Source organism: Nonomuraea indica (assembly GCF_002850745.1).
In the GTDB taxonomy this organism is placed as follows: Bacteria; Actinomycetota; Actinomycetes; order Streptosporangiales; family Streptosporangiaceae; genus Nonomuraea; species Nonomuraea indica.
On record NZ_KZ559482.1, the window covers coordinates 32763 to 51004 of the forward strand.

Here is an 18242-nt window from a genome sequence, read left to right on the forward strand (position 1 = left end):
GGCCCGATCAGCCCGACACGGAGCGGGCCGTCTCGATGAGGGCGGCGAGCTCGGTGACCATCGGGTCCTCGGCGACGCCGGCCAGCCGTCTGGCCTGCGCGCCGAGCGCCGGCAGGTCCAGGCCGAACGCCTGCCGGTCCCGCATGTGGCCGGCGAAGGCGGCGGCGACCACGTCCACCTGCAGGCGCAGCGGCGCCTCCCACACCGCCGTCCCGAGGTCGCCGGCGTCGATGGACCGGCTCTCCTCGGCGGGCGCCCTGGTGTCGGGGTGCTGCCAGCGGACGGCGGCCTGGGCGAGCTGGCCGGTCGCGCCGGGCCTGAGCCGTACGGAGTAGAGGGCGGTGACGGCGTGGCCGGGGCCGATCTCGCCGCCGTCGCGGTCGTCGTCGCGGAACTCCTCGGCCGTCAGGGCACGGTTGTCGTAGCCGACGAGCCGGTAGCCGGCCACGACCGCCGGGTTGAACACCACCTGCGCCTTGGCGTCGCGGGCGCGCACGTCGAGGGTGGCGGGCAGCTGGGAGACGAAGACCTTCTCCGCCTCCGCCCTGGTGCTGACGTACACGGCCGCGCCGTCGCCGTTGTCGGCGAGCTGCTCCATCAGCTCGTCGCCGTACTCCCTGCCGACGCCGACGGTGAGCAGCGTGACCTGCCGGCCCGCGTGCTCCTTGACCCGGTCGAGGATGGCCTGCCAGGCGGTCCGGCCCTGGTTGGCCAGGCCGTCGGACAGCAGGACGACGCGGTTGGTGGCGGCGCTCCGGTACGCCCGGGCGGCCTCCTGGTAGCCGGCCACCACGCCGGCCTCGAGGTTGGTGCCGCCGTCGACGGCGAGCCGGTCGACGGCGGCGTGCAGCTCGCTCCTGGCGGTGAGCGGCGTCATCGAGGCGACCAGCCTGGCCTGGTCGCTGAACGAGACGATCGACACCTGGTCGCCGGGCGCGAGCTGGTCGAGCAGGGTGTGCAGGGCGTGCTGGACGAGGTCGAGCCGGCCCGTCTCCGCCATGGAGCCGGACACGTCGACGACGAAGGTGAGGTTCGCGGGGCGGCGGGCCGCGGCGTCGGAGCCGCGGGTGCGCAGTCCCACCCGCAGCACGGCCTCGTCGCCCGCCGGCAGCCGCGCGCCGTCGAGGTGCACGGCGAAGCCGTCGCCCTCGGGCTCGGCGTAGTCCTGCCTGAAGGCGTTGACGAACTCCTCCGGCCGGATCCGTCCCGGCTCGGGCCATCGCCCTTCCTTGAGGGCACGGCGGGCGTAGTCGTACGAGGCGGTGTCCACGTCGAGGGCGAACGTGGAGATCTGGGCGGCGGGGGTGTCCTGGTCGTCCCGCGGGGAGGATCGGTCGGGCCGCGCCTGCTCCGTACGGGACTGCTCCGTGCCGGACCGCTCGGGGGCGGCACGGTCGGGAGCGCTGTCGGGGACACGGTCGGGGGCGCTGTCGGCGGCGCGGTCGGCGGCGCCGTCGGACGAGCCGCCGGGACCGCCGCACGCCGCGAGCATGAGTGATCCGATAAGTCCGACACTTACTACCAAAGGGCGGAATTTCACTGCGAACCACCTCCATGACCTACGACGGTCTCCCGTCGCCCGGCGGCCGGGGCGGTGACGCAAGCGAGCGCAAACCGCGACCAGCGTGTGATCGGCCGTGACCGGCCGGTGACCTACGGTCCGCGATGGCTGGCCCGCGCTGCGCCACGGCCTCGTCCGCCCGGCCGCGGCGGCGGTACTACCATGCGGCCATGCCCCATTCGGTCGCTTCGCCCACGCGGCTTCCCTCGGTGGCCGTGCTCGCCTTCGACGGGATGGCGCCGTTCGAGCTGGGCTGCGTCGTGGAGATCTTCGGCCTGCCGCGTCCCGAGCTCGGCGTGCCCTGGTACGACCTGAGGGTGTGCGCCGAGACGCGGGAGCCGATGCGGGCCGTGGGCGGGTTCACCGTGCAGGCCTCCCACGGGCTCGACGTGCTGGCCACGGCCGACACGGTCATCGTGCCCGGCGTCCCCGACGTGCGCGCGGACGTCTCCGGCGAGCTGGTGGCGGCGCTGCGGCTGGCGCACGAGCGGGGCGCCCGGATGGTGTCGGTCTGCTCGGGGGCGTTCGCGCTCGCGGCGGCGGGGCTCCTCGACGGCCGCGAGGCCACCACGCACTGGAAGTACACCGACCTGCTCCAGCGCCGTCATCCCGAGGTGCGGGTCAATCCCTCGGTCCTGTACGTGGACAGCGGCGACGTGCTCACCAGCGCCGGCAGCGCCGCGGGGCTCGACCTGCTCGTCCACCTGGTGCGCCGCGACCACGGCCCGAGAGTGGCCAACGCGATCGCCCGCCGCCTGGTCATCGCGCCGCACCGGGAGGGCGGGCAGGCGCAGTTCATCGAGGCGGCGGTGCGGCCGGTGGCCGACGACGACGCCGTGGCGAGAGCCATGGACTGGGCGCTGGACCACCTTGCCGAGCCGATCAGCGTGGCCGGCCTGGCCAGGGCCGCGCACATGTCGGAGCGGTCGTTCCTGCGGCACTTCAGGCGGCGGACCGGCACCAGCCCGCTGCGCTGGGTGATCGCGCAGCGGGTGGCGGCCAGCCTGCCGCTGCTGGAGAGCACGACCGTGCCGGTGGAGGAGGTCGCGCTGGCCGTCGGGTTCGACAGCGCGGTGACGTTCCGGCACCACTTCACCCGGGCCATGCGGACCTCCCCCTCGGCCTACCGCCGCACCTTCGGCGGCGGCGCGGTCGCCGGCTGACCACCGGCCGGGCGACCGCGCGGCCCCTCCGCTGACCACCGGCCGGGCGACCGCGCCGCCCCGGCCGCCCGTCAGCGACTGCGCAGCCCGGTGGGGCGCCGGGTCAGGCGACGGCGCGGGAGCCGGCGCGCGGGTCGAACGGCGCCCAGATCTCCGCCCGCGCCGCGTCCGCCGACACGTCGTCCGGCTGCAGCTCGGCCGACATCTCGGCCTGCACCAGAGCCCGGTAGCGCTCGGTCTCGCGCCGCACGTCCGCCGCGTCCCAGCCGAGGACCGGGGCGATGAGCGCCGCCACCTCGTCCGCGGCGGCCAGGCCGCGGTCACGCTCCTCGATCGAGATGCGGGTCCGACGGACGAGCACGTCCTCCAGGTGCAGCGCCCCTTCGTGGGAGGCCGCGTACACCGCCTCGGCCCTGAGGTAGTCGGCTGCGCCGGCGATCGGCTCGCCCAGCGCGGGATCGCCCTCGACCAGGCCGAGGACGTCCACGACGGCCGACCCGTAGCGGCGGAGCAGGCGCTCGACGCGGGCGACGTCGAGGCCGGCGCGGGCCGCCAGCCGGCACCGGGCGTTGCGCAGCGCCTCGTATCCCTCCGCGCCGAGCAGCGGCAGCCGGTGGGTGACGGACGCGGGCACGGCCGAGCCGAGGTCACGCACGGCCACGTCCACGGCGTCCCGGGCCATGACCCGGTACGTGGTGTACTTGCCGCCGGCGATGACCACGAGCCCCGGCGCGGGGCGGGCGACGGTGTGCTCCCGCGACAGCTTGGCGGTGTCGGAGGCGTCCCCGGCCAGCAGCGGCCGCAGGCCGGTGTAGACGCCGTCGACGTCGTCGTGCGTGAGCGGGGTCTCCAGCACCTGGTTGACCCGGTCGAGCAGGTAGTCGATGTCGGCGCGGCTGGCCACCGGGTGGGCCTTGTCGAGGCACCAGTCGGTGTCGGTGGTGCCGATGATCCAATGCCGGCCCCACGGGATGGTGAAGAGCACGCTCTTCTCGGTGCGCAGGATCAGGCCGGTGTGCAGGGTGATGCGGTCGCGCGGAACGGTGATGTGGACGCCCTTGGAGGCGCGCACGCGCAGGCCGCCCGGGTTGCCGGCCAGCTCTCCCGTCTCGTCGGTCCACACCCCGGTCGCGTTGATCACCTGGCGGGCGCGGACGACGATCTCGTCGTCCCGCTCCAGGTCACGCACCCGCGCGCCGGTGACCCGGTCACCCTCGCGGACCAGGCCGGTCACCCGGGCCCTGGTCACGACGGCGGCACCGTACTGGGCCGCGGTGCGGGCCAGCGTCATCGCGAAGCGCGCGTCGTCGACCTGGGCGTCGTGGTACTGGACGGCGCCGACGAGGCCGTCCGCGTTGAGCGACGGCGCGGCGGCCAGCGCGCGGCGCCGGCTCAGGTGGCGGTGCCGCGGCAGGGTACGGGCACCGTCGAGCAGGTCGTAGAGGGCGATGCCGGCGCCGACGTAGAACCGCTCCCACACCCGGTGCCGGAGCGGGAACAGGAACGGCACCGGGCGCACCAGGTGGGGGGCGAGCCGGGTCAGCAGCAGGTCGCGCTCCCGGAGGGCCTCCCTGACCAGCCGGAAGTCGAGCTGTTCGAGGTATCTCAGGCCACCGTGGATGAGCTTGCTCGACCGGCTGGAGGTGCCGGCCGCCCAGTCCTGGGCCTCGACCATGGCGACCGAGAGGCCGCGCGACACCGCGTCGAGCGCCACTCCGGCGCCGACGACACCGCCGCCGACGACCAGCACGTCGAACTCGCTCTCGTCCATCCGCCGCAGCGCTTCCGCGCGGTACGCCGGTCCCAGCGGTACAGATGTCACAGTAAAGCTCCTCAGTTTCACGTAGTCAGGGATGAGGCCCGGGGGCACGCGCCCGTGCCCCCGGGCGAGCCCGGCTCAGCCGACGTCGACCCAGTCGAGGGTGCGGGTGACGGCCTTCTTCCAGGTGGCGTAGGCCGTGTCGCGCCGGTCCTGCGACCACCGGGGCTCCCAGCGGCGGTCCTCCTGCCAGTTCTGCTTGAGGTCGTCGCAGGACTTCCAGAAGCCGACCGCCAGCCCGGCCGCGTAGGCGGCGCCCAGCGCGGTGGTCTCGGCGACCACGGGCTTGGAGACGGGCACGCCGAGGACGTCGGCCTGGATCTGCATGCACAGGTCGTTGGCGGTGACGCCGCCGTCCACGCGCAGCACGTCGAGGGCGACCCCGGAGTCCTGACGCATCGCCTCGACCACGTCACGGCTCTGGTAGCAGATCGACTCCAGGGTGGCGCGGGCGATGTGCGCGTTGTTGTTGTAGCGCGACAGGCCGACGATCGCGCCGCGGGCGTCGGAGCGCCAGTACGGGGCGAACAGCCCGGAGAAGGCGGGCACGAAGAACACGCCGCCGTTGTCGTCCACCTGCCGGGCCAGGGACTCGCTCTGCTCGGCCCCGGAGATGATGCCGAGCTGGTCGCGCAGCCACTGCACGGCCGACCCGGTCACCGCGATCGAGCCCTCCAGCGCGTAGACCGGGGCCTGGTCGCCGAGCTGGTAGCAGACCGTGGTGAGCAGGCCGTGCTGGGACCGCACCGGGGTGGTGCCGGTGTTCAGCAGCAGGAAGTTGCCGGTGCCGTAGGTGTTCTTGGCCGTGCCGACGTCGAAGCACACCTGGCCGACGGTGGCGGCCTGCTGGTCGCCGAGGACGCCCCCGAGCACGACCTCGCCGGCCAGCGGGCCGCCGGGCCGGGTGCGCCCGTACGCCTCGGAGTGGGAGGAGGGCACGATCAGCGGCAGCATCCGGCGCGGGATGCCGAAGAACGACAGCAGCTCGTCGTCCCAGTCGAGGGTCTCGAGGTCCATCAGCATGGTCCGGCTGGCGTTGGTCGGGTCGGTGACGTGCAGGCCGCCGTCGATGCCGCCGGTGAGGTGCCACAGCAGCCAGGTGTCGGTGGTGCCGAAGATCGCGTCACCGGCCTCGGCCGCCTCGCGGACCCCGTCGACGTTCTCCAGGATCCACTGGATCTTCCCGCCGGAGAAGTACGTCGCCGGGGGCAGGCCCGCCCTGCGGCGGATGACGTCGCCCTTGCCCTCGCGCTCCAGCGCCGAGGCGATCCGGTCGGTGCGGGTGTCCTGCCAGACGATGGCGTTGTAGTACGGCCGGCCGGTCCGGCGGTTCCACACCACCGTGGTCTCGCGCTGGTTGGTGATGCCCAGCGCCGCCAGGTCGCCGGCCCCGAGGTTCGCCTTGGTGAGCGCGGTCTCGATGACCGCCCGGGTGCGCTCCCAGATCTCGGTCGGGTTGTGCTCCACCCAGCCGGCCTGCGGCAGGATCTGCTCGTGTTCGAGCTGGTGGCGGGCGATCTCGTTGCCACCCTGATCGAAGATCATGAAGCGGGTGCTCGTGGTGCCCTGGTCGACGGCTCCGACGAAGTCCGGCATGGAATCGTGCCTCCTCAACGGGGGTGTGAATGGTCAGACGGTCTCGTACGAGGTCTTCTCCGGCACTCGGCCCGGCTCGGTGTCGTCGTCGACGGGCAGGAAGCGGCCCACGAGAAGCTGGTAGAGCGCGGCGCCGATCAGGCCGCCGATGATGGGGGCCACGATGGGCACCCAGAAGTAGAGCTGGCCGTATTGATCTTGCCAGGCCGTCTCGTACCCGGTGAGGAACGACGCCAGCCGGGGGCCGAGGTCGCGGGCGGGGTTGATCGCGTAGCCGGCGTTGGTGCCCCAGGCCATGCCGATCGCCACGACGAGCAGTCCGATGACGACGGGGGCGAGGTTGGCGAGCGGGGCGTTGTTGCGCATGTCGGTGATCGCGAGGATGAGGAACAGCAGGATCGCGGTGCCGATGATCTGGTCGCGGAAGGCGCCCCAGGTGCCGACGGGCAGGGTGCCGTTGCCCGGCAGCGTGGAGAAGACGCCCTGCGTCTTGATGGTGAAGCCGGGGTCGGCCTTGGCCAGCACCTCGGCGTAGTTGAAGCGGACGATGAGCGCGGCGACGAAGGCCCCGAGGGTCTGCGCCAGCGCGTACGGGGCCACCTTGCGCCAGGAGAAGCCCTGGAAGGCGGCCAGCGCGATGGTGACGGCCGGGTTGAGGTGCGCGCCGCTGATCCGGGCGGCGACGTAGACGCCGAGGGTCACACCGAGCCCCCACGCCCACGCGATGCTGTCGTGGTCTCCGATCTCGGCTGCCGCGACCTGGGCCACCACTCCGACCCCGAACAGGATCAGGATCATGGTGCCCGCGAACTCGGCGGCCATCTCGCCGAGGAGTCCTCGGGCTTTCAGGCGTTCCGCCATGTTTCCTCCTCATCCGCCTCGCCACCGCGCCGGGACCGGCGTCGTCGCAGGCAGGAAGTCGGTGAGGCGCTGGGGTGCCTCACAGTTGACTGGAAGTTAGGTGAGGAAAACGGGCGGGTCAACGACAAGGTGCCGACAATGTCGAACACTAGTCAGCTATGACATACGGGGCTATCGTCTATGGGCTATGACCGAGCCCACACCCGCCCCAGTATGTAGGGGTATGCGTAGATTCTTGGGCTTGGTCTGCCGACAATGTCGAACGACCCCCGAGAGGGGGCTACGCTCTGGACCGTGCCAGGTCCAGTGCAGTCCATCCAGCGCGGAGCGGCGATCCTGCGCCTGCTCGCCCGCAGCTCCGGCAGGCTCGGCGTGGGAGAGATCGCCACCTCGCTCGGCCTGCCGCGCGGCACGGCCCACGGCCTGTTGCGGACCCTGCAACTGGTCGGCTTCGTGGAGCAGGACGACGCGACGGGCAAGTACCAGCTCGGAGCCGCCCTGCTCCATCTCGGCACGAGCTACCTGGACGTCAACGAGCTCCGTTCGCGGGCGATCAACTGGGCCGACGCCCTCGCGGCGCGGAGCTGCGAGTCCGTGAAGATCGGCACCGTCCTCGACGGCCAGGTCCTCGTGGTGCACCACGTCTTCCGTCCCGACGACTCGTTGCAGACGCTCGACGTCGGCTCCCTGCTGCCGATGCACGCCACCGCCCTGGGTAAGGTGCTGCTGGCCTTCGACTCGGGCGCCAGCGCCACGCTCGGCGCCGGCCCGCTCGACGCGTTCACCCGCCGCACCATCGTCGAGCCCAGGGCGCTGGCCCGCGCCCTCGCCGCCATCCGCGAGGTGGGCTGGGCAGCCCAGGTGGAGGAGATGACGGTGGGCGAGGCGGCCGTCGCCGCGCCCATCCGCGGCCACGGCGGCCTGGTGGTCGGGGCCATGGGGATCACCGGCGCCGTCGAGCGGATCTGCGACGCCAAAGGCCAGCCCAACACCGCCCTGGTGACGTTCGTGCGCGACGCCGCGCGCGCGGTGTCCCGGGACCTCGGTGCGTCCCGCTGGTAGCCACTTTCCACACCTACCGAGGTGAACGACATGGTCATGCGCTATGTGATGTCCATCGACCAAGGGACGACGTCGACGCGGTGCATCGTCTTCGACCAGCGGGGGCGCCTGGTGTCGGTGACGCAGCGCGAGCACCGCCAGCACTTCCCGCGGCCGGGGTGGGTGGAGCACGACGCCATGGAGATCTGGCGCAACCTGGAGCGCATCGCCCCCGAGGCGCTCCGGCAGGCCGGCGTCGGCCTGGAGGAGATCGCGGCGATCGGCATCGCCAACCAGCGCGAGACCACCCTGTTGTGGGACCGGCGGACCGGGCTGCCGCTCCGGCGGGCCGTCGTCTGGCAGGACACCCGGACGAACGCCCTGGTCGACGAGCTGGCGGCCCGCCCCGAGGCCGCGATGGTGCAGAAACGCTGCGGCCTGCCGCTCGCCACCTACTTCTCCGCGCCGCGCATCCGCTGGCTCTTCGACGCGACACCGGGACTGCGCGAGCGCGCCGAGCGCGGCGAGGTGCTGTTCGGCACGATGGAGAGCTGGCTGATCTGGAACCTGACCGGCGGGCCGGACGGCGGCCTGCACCTGACCGACGTCACCAACGCCAGCCGCACGCTGCTCATGGACCTGGCCACCCTGGAGTGGGACGCCGACCTGCTCGACTTCTTCGGCGTGCCGCGCGCGATGCTGCCGCAGATCCGCCCGTCCACCGAGACGTACGGCGTGGCCAGCCGGGTCCTGCCCGGCGTGCGCATCGGCGCCGCGCTCGGCGACCAGCAGGCGGCGCTGTTCGGCCAGACCTGCTTCGCGCCGGGCGAGGCCAAGTGCACCTACGGCACCGGCAGCTTCCTGATGCTCAACACCGGCACGGAGCCGGTCCGCTCGTCCCACGGGCTGCTCACCACCGTCGGCTACCAGGTCGGCGCCGAGCCTGCCGTGTACGCGCTGGAGGGCCCGATCGCGGTGACCGGCGCGCTGGTGCAGTGGTTCCGCGACGGGCTCGGCCTGATCAACAGCGCCGCGGAGATCGAGACGCTGGCCAAGACCGTGGACGACAACGGCGGCTGCTACATCGTCCCCGCGTTCGCCGGGCTGTTCGCCCCCCACTGGCGCAGCGAGGCCCGGGGCGTGATCGTCGGCCTGACCTCGTACATCACCAAGGGACACCTCGCCCGCGCGGTGCTGGAGGCGACCGCCTGGCAGACCCGCGAGGTCGTCGACGCGATGAACGCCGACTCCGGCCTGGCGCTGCGCACTCTCAAGGTGGACGGCGGGATGACGGCCGACAACCTGCTCATGCAGTACATCGCCGACGTGCTGGACGTGCCGGTGGTGCGCCCCATGGTGGCCGAGACCGTGTCGCTCGGCGCCGCGTACGCCGCCGGGCTGGCCGTCGGCTACTGGCCGGACCTGGAGGGGCTGCGGCGCAACTGGCACCGCGCCGCCCAGTGGCTGCCCGTCATGGAGCCGGAGCGCCGGGCGGCCGAGTACGACAACTGGTGCCGGGCGGTGGAGCGCAGCTTCGACTGGATGCGGCCGCGCGACTGAGGGATCAGTCCGGCAGGCGGTAGTCCAGGGTGTACGAGTGGGAGCCGTACCTGTCAGATTCCGTCAGGTTTCGAGGAGCCTGCGCACGAAGTCGTTGCCGAACTTCCCCGCGGGGTCGTACCGGCGCACCAGCTCGGCGAAGCGCGGCGGGCACGCCGGCCACCGGGTGAAGAGCTTGCCCCAGTGCGGCCGCGGCTCGAACGGCGCCAGCGCGTCCTCCACCAGCCGCAGCACCGGGCGCACCACGTCCCAGTCCCTGACCCAGGTGAAGTGCACGGCCACGCTGTCGCGGCCGTGGAACGGGCTCAGCCACAGGTCGTCGGCGGCGACCGTGCGCACCTCGGAGATCTGCAGCGCCGGCCGGATCCGGTCGCGGAGGGCGCGCAGCACGGCCAGCGCGTCGCCGAGGTGCGCCCTGGGCAGCGCGAACTCCGACTGCAGCTCGTCCCCGGCGCTGCTGGGCGGCGCGTCGGCCCGGAAGTGCGGCAGCCGCTCGTGCCACGGTCCCGGCACGCCGAGCTGCGCCGTGCACGCGCCGGCCGGCATGCCGGGCACCGGGTGGCGCGGCCCGTCCGCCGGCCGGGCGCCCCACCGCGCACCGGCCGGCAGCTCGTCGTGGCGCTTGAGCCAGACGCGGACGGAGTGCCAGTCGGTGAACAGGCTGACGCTGTGGCCGGCGGCCAGCACCTCGTCGAAGGGGGCGTCCCAGGGCAGGTCCTCCAGGACGTACTGGCGCAGCTCGAACGCCGGCAGCACGTCGAGGGTGAGCGCCGTGACGACGCCGAGCGCGCCCAGCGCGACCACCGCGCCGGGGAAGTCGGCCTCGCCCCGCTCCAGCGTGACGAGCGAGCCGTCGGCGGTGACGAGTTCCAGGCCCGACACCGCGGCCGACAGGCTCCGGTTGCCGTCGCCGGAGCCGTGGGTGCCCGTCGCCACCGAGCCCGCCACCGAGATGTGCGGCAGCGACGCCATGGCGGCCAGCGCGTGCCCGCCGGCGTGCAGCGCGTCCGCCAGCCGCGCGTAGGTGACGCCCGCGCCGACCCGCACCCGTCCCGCCGCGCGGTCGAGGGTGATCTCCTGCGGCATGCGGTCCAGGCGGACCAGCGCGCCGGGCGCGTCGGCCACGTCGCTGAACGAGTGGCCGCTGCCCAGTGCCCGCACCCGCGAGGCGCCGGCGACGAGCCGCCGCAGCTCCTCCAGGCCGGCCGGCCGGTGCACGCCGCTCGCGCGGAAGGCGACGTTGCCGGCCCAGTTGGTCGCCCCCGGGGACGCGGCGCCCGCCACTACAGCCCCTGGGCCAGCCGGTAGTAGGCCTGGTTCCAGCGCAGCTCCTTGGCGAACTGGCGGGTCGTGGTGCCGGCGTCGATGAGGAGCAGTTCGACGCCCAGCATGTCGGACAGGTCGGTCAGCTCCTCGGCGCCGACGGCGGTGGACAGCACGGTGTGGTGCGGCGCGCCGGCGGTCAGCCACGCCTCGGTGCTGGTGCGCAGGTCGGGCCGGGGCCGCCAGACGGCGCGGGCGACCGGCAGGCTGGGCAGCGGCTCCGGCGGCGTCACGATGTCGATCTCGTTGGCCACCAGCCGGAACCTGTCGCCCATGTCGGCCAGCCCGACCACCACGCCGGGGCCCGGGGTCGCGTCGAACACCAGCCGGACCGGGTCCTCCCGGCCGCCGATGCCGAGCGGGTGGATCTCGCACGACGGCGTGCCGGCGGCGATCGACGGGCAGACCTCCAGCATGTGCGCGCCGAGGATGAGCTCCTCGCCGGGCGTCAGATGGTAGGTGTAGTCCTCCATGAACGAGGTGCCGCCGCCGGGCGCCATGGCCTTGAGCGTGCGCAGCAGCACCGCGGTCTTCCAGTCGCCCTCGCCGCCGAAGCCGTAGCCGTCGGCCATCAGCCGCTGCACGGCCAGGCCGGGGAGCTGCCGCAGGCCGCCGAGGTCCTCGAAGTTCGTGGTGAACGCCTTGAAGCCGCCGCCCTCCAGGAAGTGACGCAGGCCCAGCTCGATCCGGGCGGCGTAGCGCAGCGACTCGCGCCGCTCGCCGAGCAGCTCGGGCGCCACCCGGTAGAGCTCCTCGTACTCCTTGACCAGGGAGGTCACGTCGGCGTCGGTGGCGGCGTCCACGGCCTCGACCAGGTCGTTGACGCCGTAGGTGTTGACCGAGACGCCGAAGCGGAGCTGCGCCTCCACCTTGTCGCCCTCGGTGACGGCGACGTCGCGCATGTTGTCGCCGAAGCGGGCGAGCCTGAGCGTGCGGACCTCGGCCAGGCCGGTGGCGGCCCGCGCCCAGGCGAGGACGCGGCCGGCCACGTACGGGTCGCTCACGTGCCCGGCCACGGTCTTGCGCGCGACGCGCAGCCGGGTCTGGATGTGGCCGAACTCCCGATCGCCGTGCGCCGCCTGGTTGAGGTTCATGAAGTCCATGTCGATGGAGCTCCACGGCAGCTCGACGTTGGCCTGCGTGTGCAGGTGGAGCAGCGGCTTGCGCAGCGCGTCGAGCCCGGCGATCCACATCTTGGCCGGCGAGAAGGTGTGCATCCAGGCGATCACCCCGGCGCACGTGTCGTCGGCGCTCGCCTCCAGCATGATGCGCCGGATCGCCGCCGCGTCGGTCAGCACGGGCTTCCACTCCACGGCCAGCGGCAGCGCCTCGGCGATGCGCCGCGACTGCTCGGCGACCTGCCGCAGCGTCTCCTCGCCGTACAGTCCCTGGCTGCCGGTCAGAAACCAGATCTTCAACGCGGGCTCCTTTGTCCATAGACATTCTGGTAGCGGTCGTGGAGGCGGTCGATGTCGGCCCGCGCGATCGTCAGCGGCTCGCCGAGCTGGCGCGCGACGTGCACGGTGCGGGCCACGTCCTCGCACATGACGGCCGCCTTCACGGCGGCCTTCGGGTCCTTGCCGATGGTGAAGACGCCGTGGCTGCGCATCAGCACGGCCGGGGAGCGGTGCCCCTTGAGCGTCTCGACGATGCCCTGGCCGATGGAGTCGTCACCGATGAGGGCGAACGGCCCGACGGGGATCTCCCCGCCGAACTCGTCGGCCATCGCGGTGAGCACGCACGGGACGGCCTCGCCGCGGGCCGCCCAGGCGGTGGCGTAGGTGGAGTGGGTGTGCACGACGCCGCCGACCTCGGGCATGTTGCGGTAGACGTAGGCGTGCGCGGCGGTGTCGCTGGACGGGGAGTGCGCGCCCTCGACCAGGTTGCCGTCGAGGTCGCAGACGACCATGGTCTCCGGTGTCAGCTCGTCGTAGCCGACCCCCGACGGCTTGATGACGAACAGGTCCTCGCCGGGCACCCGGCCGGAGACGTTCCCGGCGGTCCATGCCACGAGGTTGTTGCGCACCAGCTCGGCGTGCAGGTCGCTGACCGTCCGCCGCATGTCCCTCACGTCCGTGGCGGTCATTTGCCGGCCTCGTTCCTGATCGCGCGCAGCGTGTGCAGCATCCGTCCGTCTCCGAAGTAGTCGTGCAGGGTGCGGTACTCGGCGTAGAGCCGGTCGTAGGCGTCGGCCCTGGCCTCGTCGGGCAGGTAGGCGTTGTCCCGCCGCGTGCCCATCGCGGCGGCGGCCTGCTGGATGTCGGCGTAGGCCCCGGCGGCGACGGCCGCGTGGATCGCCGAGCCGAGTGCCGGGCCCTGGTCGGAGCCGATCACCGACAGGGGGCGGCGCAGCACGTCGGCGTAGATCTGCATGAGGAAGTGGTTCTTCAGCAGCCCGCCCGCGGCGACGAACTCCTCGACCGGCACGCCGGCCTTCTCGAACGTCTCGACGATCATGCGGGCGCCGAACGCGGTGGCCTCGATGAGCGCGCGGTAGACGTCCTCGGGCCGGGTGCTGAGCGTCTGGCCGACGATCACGCCGGACAGGTTGTGGTCCACCAGCACGGAGCGGTTGCCGTTGTGCCAGTCGAGCGCCACCAGCCCGTGCTCGCCCACCCGCTGGGCGGCGGCCAGCTCGGTCAGGTACGCGTGGACCGACAGGCCGCGCTCCTCGGCGGCCCGGGTGTAGGAGGCGGGCACGCCGTGGTCGACGAACCAGGCGAAGATGTCGCCCACGCCCGACTGGCCGGCCTCGTAGCCCCACAGGCCCGGCACGATGCCGTCGCGGACGACGCCGCACATGCCGGGCACCTCGGCGAGCCGGTCGGAGGGCATCACGTGGCAGGTGGAGGTGCCCATGATGGCGACCATCTGGCCGGGCCGGACCGCGTCGGCGGCGGCCGAGGTGACGTGCGCGTCGACGTTGCCGACGGCGACGGCGATGCCCTCGGGCAGACCGGTCCAGGCGGCGGCCCGGGCGGTGAGCCGCCCGGCGAGCCCGCCGAGGGGGGACAGCTCGTGGCCGAGCTTGCCGGTGAAGCCGGCGAAGTCCGGGTGGAGCGCGGCCAGGAAGTCCTCGGAGGGGTAGCGGCCGTCCTGGTGGACACCCTTGTAGCCGGCGGTGCAGACGTTGCGGGTCTCCACGCCGGTGAGCTGCCAGATGATCCAGTCGGCTGCCTCGATCCACCGCTCGGTCCTGGCGTAGACCTCGGGGTCCTCCTCCAGCACCTGCAGTGCCTTGGCGAACTGCCACTCGGAGGAGATCCTGCCGCCGTAGCGCGGCAGCCACGGCTCGCCGCGCTCGGCGGCCAGCGCGTTGATCCGGTCGGCGTGCGCCTGCGCGGCGTGGTGCTTCCACAGTTTCGGCCAGGCGTGCGGCCGGTCGGGCGTCTCCTGGCACAGCGGCGTGCCGTCGGCCCGGGCCGGCAGCACGGTGCAGGCGGTGAAGTCGGTGCCGAGGCCGATCACCAGGGCGGGGTCGATCCCGGCGGCGGCCACGGCCTCGGGCACCGCGGTGCGCAGCACGTCGAGCCAGTCGTGCGGCGACTGGAGCGCCCAGTCGGGCGCCAGCCGGACGTCCGTGCCGGGCAGCCGGTCCTCGATGACGCCGTGGGTGTACTCGTGGACGGCCGTGCCCAGCTCGGCGCCGTCGGACACGCGCACGACCACGGCGCGGCCCGACAGCGTGCCGAAGTCGACGCCGATCACACAGTGGTCATTGTTAGCGCTCACACAACACTCCCCAAGGTCGGTACGGCACAGCCGCACACACGGTCACGGACGGCGCCGCGCCGAGAATAGACGCTGCAACAGAATGAAGACGAACAGCAGCAGGCCGATGAAGATCTTCGTCCACCACGAGCTGAGCGTGCCCTCGAAGGTGATGACCGTCTGGATCAGCCCCAGCACCAGCACCCCGAGCACCGTGCCGAACACGAACCCGGACCCCCCGGTCAGCAGCGTGCCGCCGATGACGACCGCGGCGATGGCGTCGAGCTCCATGCCGACGGCGTGCAGCCCGTAGCCGGAGAGCATGTAGAACGACAGCAGCACGCCGCCGAGCGCCGAGCAGAACCCGCTGATCGTGTAGACCGCGATCTTCGTCCGGCCGACGGGCAGGCCCATGAGCAGCGCCGACTGCTCGCTGCCGCCGGTGGCGTAGACGGTCCGGCCGAGCCGCGTGTAGTGCAGCACGTACGCCGCCGCCAGCACCGCGAGCGCCGCGACGATCACGCTGGGCGAGATCCACAGGTCGGCGAACAGGTCGATCCTGGTCTGGGCGAACGCGGTGAACGTCGGGTCCTCGATCGGGATGGACTCGGTGCCGATCGTGTAGCACAGGCCCCGGGCGAGGAACATCCCGGCCAGGGTGACGATGAACGGCTGGATGTCGAAGGCGTGCACGATGTAGCCCATCACCAGCCCCAGCGTGGAGCCGATCAGCAGCACCAGCGGGATGACCAGGTAGGGCGGCCAGCCCGGCCCGGCCATGAGACTGGCCGAGATCATCGTGGACAGCGCGACCACCGCGCCGACCGACAGGTCGATGCCGCCGGTGAGGATCACGAACGTCATGCCGACCGCGACGACCAGCAGGAAGGCGTTGTCGACGAAGACGTTGAGGATCACCTGCCCGCCGGCGAAGCCCTCGTAGCGGACGCCGCCCGCCACGAACATCGCCACGAACAGGCAGGCCGTCACCAGCACGGGAACGTACCTGGCGGGGACGGCCCGCAGCGCGCCCCGGCCGGACGTCATCGCAGGGGGCGTCATGCCGTCACCCGCACCTTCTCCTCGGCCGCCGGTCGCGGCCCGGCCGCTGTTCCACGGCGGCGGAACACCTTGTCACGGAACGACGGGGACTGGATCAGGCAGACCGCGGCCACCACGAGCGCCTTGAACAGCAGGGTGGTCTCCGGCGGCACGCCCACCGAGTAGATCGTCGTGGTCAGCGTCTGGATGATGAGCGCGCCGACCACCGTGCCGCCGAGCGAGAAGCGGCCGCCCGCCAGGGAGGTGCCGCCGATGACCACCGCGAGGATCGCGTCGAGCTCGATCCACAGTCCGGCGTTGTTCCCGTCGGCGCTGGAGACGTTCGAGCTGATCATCAGGCCGGCGACGCCGGCGCACAGCGCCGCGAACGCGTAGACCATGACGATGATCCCGCGCGCGCGGATGCCGGCGAGCCGGCTGGCCTCGGCGTTGCCGCCGACCGACTCGATGAGCATGCCGAGCGCCAGCCTGCGGGTGAGGAAGGCGGTGACGCCCAGCACCACGAGCACGAGCAGGATGCCGAACGGGAGCGTCAGCAGGTAGCCGCCGCCGATGAGCTTGTAGGCGGGGCTGTTGACGGTGATGATCTGCCCGTCGGTGATGAGCTGCGCCAGACCGCGTCCGGCCACCATGAGGATCAGCGTGGCGATGATCGGCTGGATGCCGATCCCGGCGACGAGGAAGCCGTTCCACGCGCCGAGCAGCACCGAGAGCCCGAGCGCCAGCACCACGGCGGTGAACACGCTCGCGTCCTCGCTGATCTGCAGGCAGGCCAGCGCGCCGGAGATGGCCACCACCGAGCCGACCGACAGGTCGATGCCGCCGGTGGCGATGACCAGCGTCATGCCCAGCGAGACCAGGATGAGCGGCGCGCCGAAGCGCAGGATGTCGATGAGGCTGCCGTAGAGGTGGCCCTCCCGCATCTGGATCGACAGGAAGCCGGGCGAGAACGCCACGTTCAGCAGGATCAGGGCCGCCAGGACGGCCAGCGGCCACAGCAGTCGTCTCATGCCCGCCCTCCGCTCGCGATCGTCTCCAGCAGCACGTCGGTGGTCAACGCGTCGTCGTTGGGCAGGTCGGCGACCAGTCTGCGGTCGCGCAGCACGCCGACCCGGTGGCTGAGCCGCAGCACCTCCTCCAGCTCGGCGGAGATGAACAGCACCGCCATGCCGCCGTCGGACAGCTCGGCGACCAGGCGCTGGATCTCGGTCTTGGCGCCGACGTCGATGCCCCGGGTCGGCTCGTCCAGGATGAGCAGCTTCGGCTCCAGGATGAGCCACCGGGCGAGCAGCACCTTCTGCTGGTTGCCGCCGCTGAGGTCGCGGACGAGGTGGTCGGGGTTCGGCGGGCTGATCCGCAGCGCCTTGACGTACCGGCCGACCAGCTCGTCCTGCTGCTCGCGCGGCACCGGCCTGGTCCAGCCGCGGGTGGCCTGCAGGGCGAGGATGATGTTCTCCCGGACCGTGAGATCGGGGATGAGCCCGTCCTGCTTGCGGTTCTCGGAGCAGAAGGCGATGTCGTGCGCCATCGCCGTGCGCGGCGTGCGCAGCGACACGGCGGTGCCGCCGACCGTCACCTCGCCGGTGGTGGCGTGGTCGGCGCCGAAGAGCAGCCGGGCGATCTCGGTACGGCCGGAGCCGAGCAGCCCGGCCAGCCCCACCACCTCGCCTTCGTGGATGGTCAGCGAGAACGGCTCGACGGCGCCGGCCCGGCCCAGCCCGCGCGCCTCGACGAGCGGGCGGTCGAACACCCGGGCCTCGCCGTGCAGCCTCTCCAGGTCGGCCAGCTCCTTGCCGATCATCTTGGCGACCAGCTCGACCTGGCTCAGCTCGCTGGTGCGGTACTCGCCGACGAGCCGGCCGTTGCGCAGGATCGTCATCCGGTCGGAGATCTCGTAGATCTGGTCGAGGAAGTGGGAGACGAAGAGGATGGCGATGCCCTCCTCCTTGAGCCTGCGCATCACCCGGAAGAGCTGTTCGACCTCGCCCGCGTCGAGGCTGGAGGTCGGCTCGTCCAGGATGAGCACCCGGGCGTCGACGTCGATCGCGCGGGCGATGGCGACCATCTGCTGGATGGCCAGCGAGCAGGACGACAGCGGCGCCGCGACGTCGACGTCCAGCTCCAGCCGGGCCAGCAGCTCGGCGGCCCGCGTCCGCATGCGCCGGAAGTCGATGCGCCCGCGCCGGCGTGGCTCACGGCCGATGAAGATGTTCTCCGCCACCGAGAGGTTGGCGCAGAGGTTGACCTCCTGGTAGACGGTGCTGATCCCGGCCTGCTGGGCCTCCAGGGGGCCGGCGAAGGCCACCTCCCGCCCGGCCAGCTCGACGGTGCCCTCGTCGCAGGGGTGCACCCCGGTCAACACCTTGATCAGCGTGGACTTGCCCGCGCCGTTCTCGCCCATCAGCGCGTGCACCTCACCCGGCAGGAGCCTCAGGTCGACGCCGTCGAGGGCCCTGACTCCGGGAAACTGTTTACCGATCCCGCTCATGCGCAGGATGGGTTCGGGTTCGGCCATCGCGGCGTCCCCTCTCCTGTTCGCGCTCGT

14 protein-coding genes are annotated in these 18242 nt (G+C 72.5%); 3 read left to right on the forward strand and 11 right to left on the reverse strand.

Annotated elements, in window-relative coordinates:
* Positions 1-7 precede the first annotated feature (7 nt).
* Entirely contained in the window at positions 8-1492 is a 1485-nt protein-coding gene (locus tag CXR44_RS31820; RefSeq protein WP_180903802.1) for a vWA domain-containing protein, read from the reverse strand.
* A 239-nt stretch (positions 1493-1731) separates the two neighbouring features.
* Here CXR44_RS31820 and ftrA point away from each other — a divergent pair, with 239 nt between their 5' ends.
* Positions 1732-2724, forward strand: a complete 993-nt coding sequence (gene ftrA / locus CXR44_RS31825) for a transcriptional regulator FtrA (RefSeq protein ID WP_101789917.1) — start codon at positions 1732-1734, stop codon at positions 2722-2724.
* A gap of 103 nt (positions 2725-2827) precedes the next feature.
* Here the strand turns inward: ftrA and CXR44_RS31830 are convergent, their stop codons facing one another.
* From CXR44_RS31830 to CXR44_RS31840, 3 genes are all read right to left on the reverse strand, one after another.
* A complete protein-coding gene (locus CXR44_RS31830; protein ID WP_101789855.1) occupies positions 2828-4546 on the reverse strand; it encodes a glycerol-3-phosphate dehydrogenase/oxidase in 1719 nt (572 codons plus the stop codon).
* A gap of 75 nt (positions 4547-4621) precedes the next feature.
* Positions 4622-6139 (reverse strand): glycerol kinase GlpK, encoded by a 1518-nt coding sequence (gene glpK / locus CXR44_RS31835; protein ID WP_101789856.1) that lies wholly within the window; start codon positions 6137-6139, stop codon positions 4622-4624.
* 33 nt (positions 6140-6172) lie between these two features.
* A complete protein-coding gene (locus CXR44_RS31840; protein ID WP_101789857.1) occupies positions 6173-7000 on the reverse strand; it encodes an MIP/aquaporin family protein in 828 nt (275 codons plus the stop codon).
* Between the two features lie 294 nt (positions 7001-7294).
* Between CXR44_RS31840 and CXR44_RS31845 the strand changes: the two genes are divergently transcribed.
* Positions 7295-8062: an IclR family transcriptional regulator gene (locus tag CXR44_RS31845; protein ID WP_101789858.1), complete on the forward strand. Its 768-nt coding sequence runs from the start codon at positions 7295-7297 to the stop codon at positions 8060-8062.
* A gap of 30 nt (positions 8063-8092) precedes the next feature.
* The gene (gene glpK / locus CXR44_RS31850; RefSeq protein ID WP_101789859.1) at positions 8093-9601 is read left to right on the forward strand and encodes a glycerol kinase GlpK; all 1509 of its coding nucleotides are present in this window, start codon (positions 8093-8095) and stop codon (positions 9599-9601) included.
* Positions 9602-9664: 63 nt separating this feature from the next.
* Here the strand turns inward: glpK (CXR44_RS31850) and CXR44_RS31855 are convergent, their stop codons facing one another.
* The 7 genes from CXR44_RS31855 to CXR44_RS31885 form a co-directional block, all read right to left on the reverse strand.
* Positions 9665-10885, reverse strand: coding sequence for an FAD-binding protein (locus tag CXR44_RS31855; protein ID WP_101789860.1), 1221 nt, complete (start codon positions 10883-10885; stop codon positions 9665-9667).
* Complete coding sequence (araA, locus tag CXR44_RS31860) at positions 10885-12342, reverse strand: L-arabinose isomerase (RefSeq protein ID WP_101789861.1); 1458 nt, start codon at positions 12340-12342, stop codon at positions 10885-10887. The genes CXR44_RS31855 and araA overlap by 1 nt, the downstream gene beginning before the upstream one ends.
* Positions 12339-13010 carry an L-ribulose-5-phosphate 4-epimerase gene (locus CXR44_RS31865; protein ID WP_101789862.1) on the reverse strand — a complete coding sequence of 224 codons (672 nt, stop codon included), beginning with the start codon at positions 13008-13010 and terminating at the stop codon, positions 12339-12341. Before CXR44_RS31865 ends, araA begins: the two co-directional genes overlap by 4 nt.
* On the reverse strand, positions 13007-14632 hold the full coding sequence (araB, locus tag CXR44_RS31870) for a ribulokinase (protein ID WP_219602083.1): 1626 nt from the start codon (positions 14630-14632) through the stop codon (positions 13007-13009). The genes CXR44_RS31865 and araB overlap by 4 nt, the downstream gene beginning before the upstream one ends.
* A 66-nt stretch (positions 14633-14698) precedes the next feature.
* Positions 14699-15697 carry a galactofuranose ABC transporter, permease protein YjfF gene (gene yjfF, locus CXR44_RS31875; RefSeq protein ID WP_101789864.1) on the reverse strand — a complete coding sequence of 333 codons (999 nt, stop codon included), beginning with the start codon at positions 15695-15697 and terminating at the stop codon, positions 14699-14701.
* Positions 15694-16707 (reverse strand): ABC transporter permease, encoded by a 1014-nt coding sequence (locus tag CXR44_RS31880; protein ID WP_101789865.1) that lies wholly within the window; start codon positions 16705-16707, stop codon positions 15694-15696. Before CXR44_RS31880 ends, yjfF begins: the two co-directional genes overlap by 4 nt.
* Positions 16704-18212 (reverse strand): sugar ABC transporter ATP-binding protein, encoded by a 1509-nt coding sequence (locus tag CXR44_RS31885; RefSeq protein WP_101789866.1) that lies wholly within the window; start codon positions 18210-18212, stop codon positions 16704-16706. The genes CXR44_RS31880 and CXR44_RS31885 overlap by 4 nt, the downstream gene beginning before the upstream one ends.
* Positions 18213-18242 lie beyond the last annotated feature (30 nt).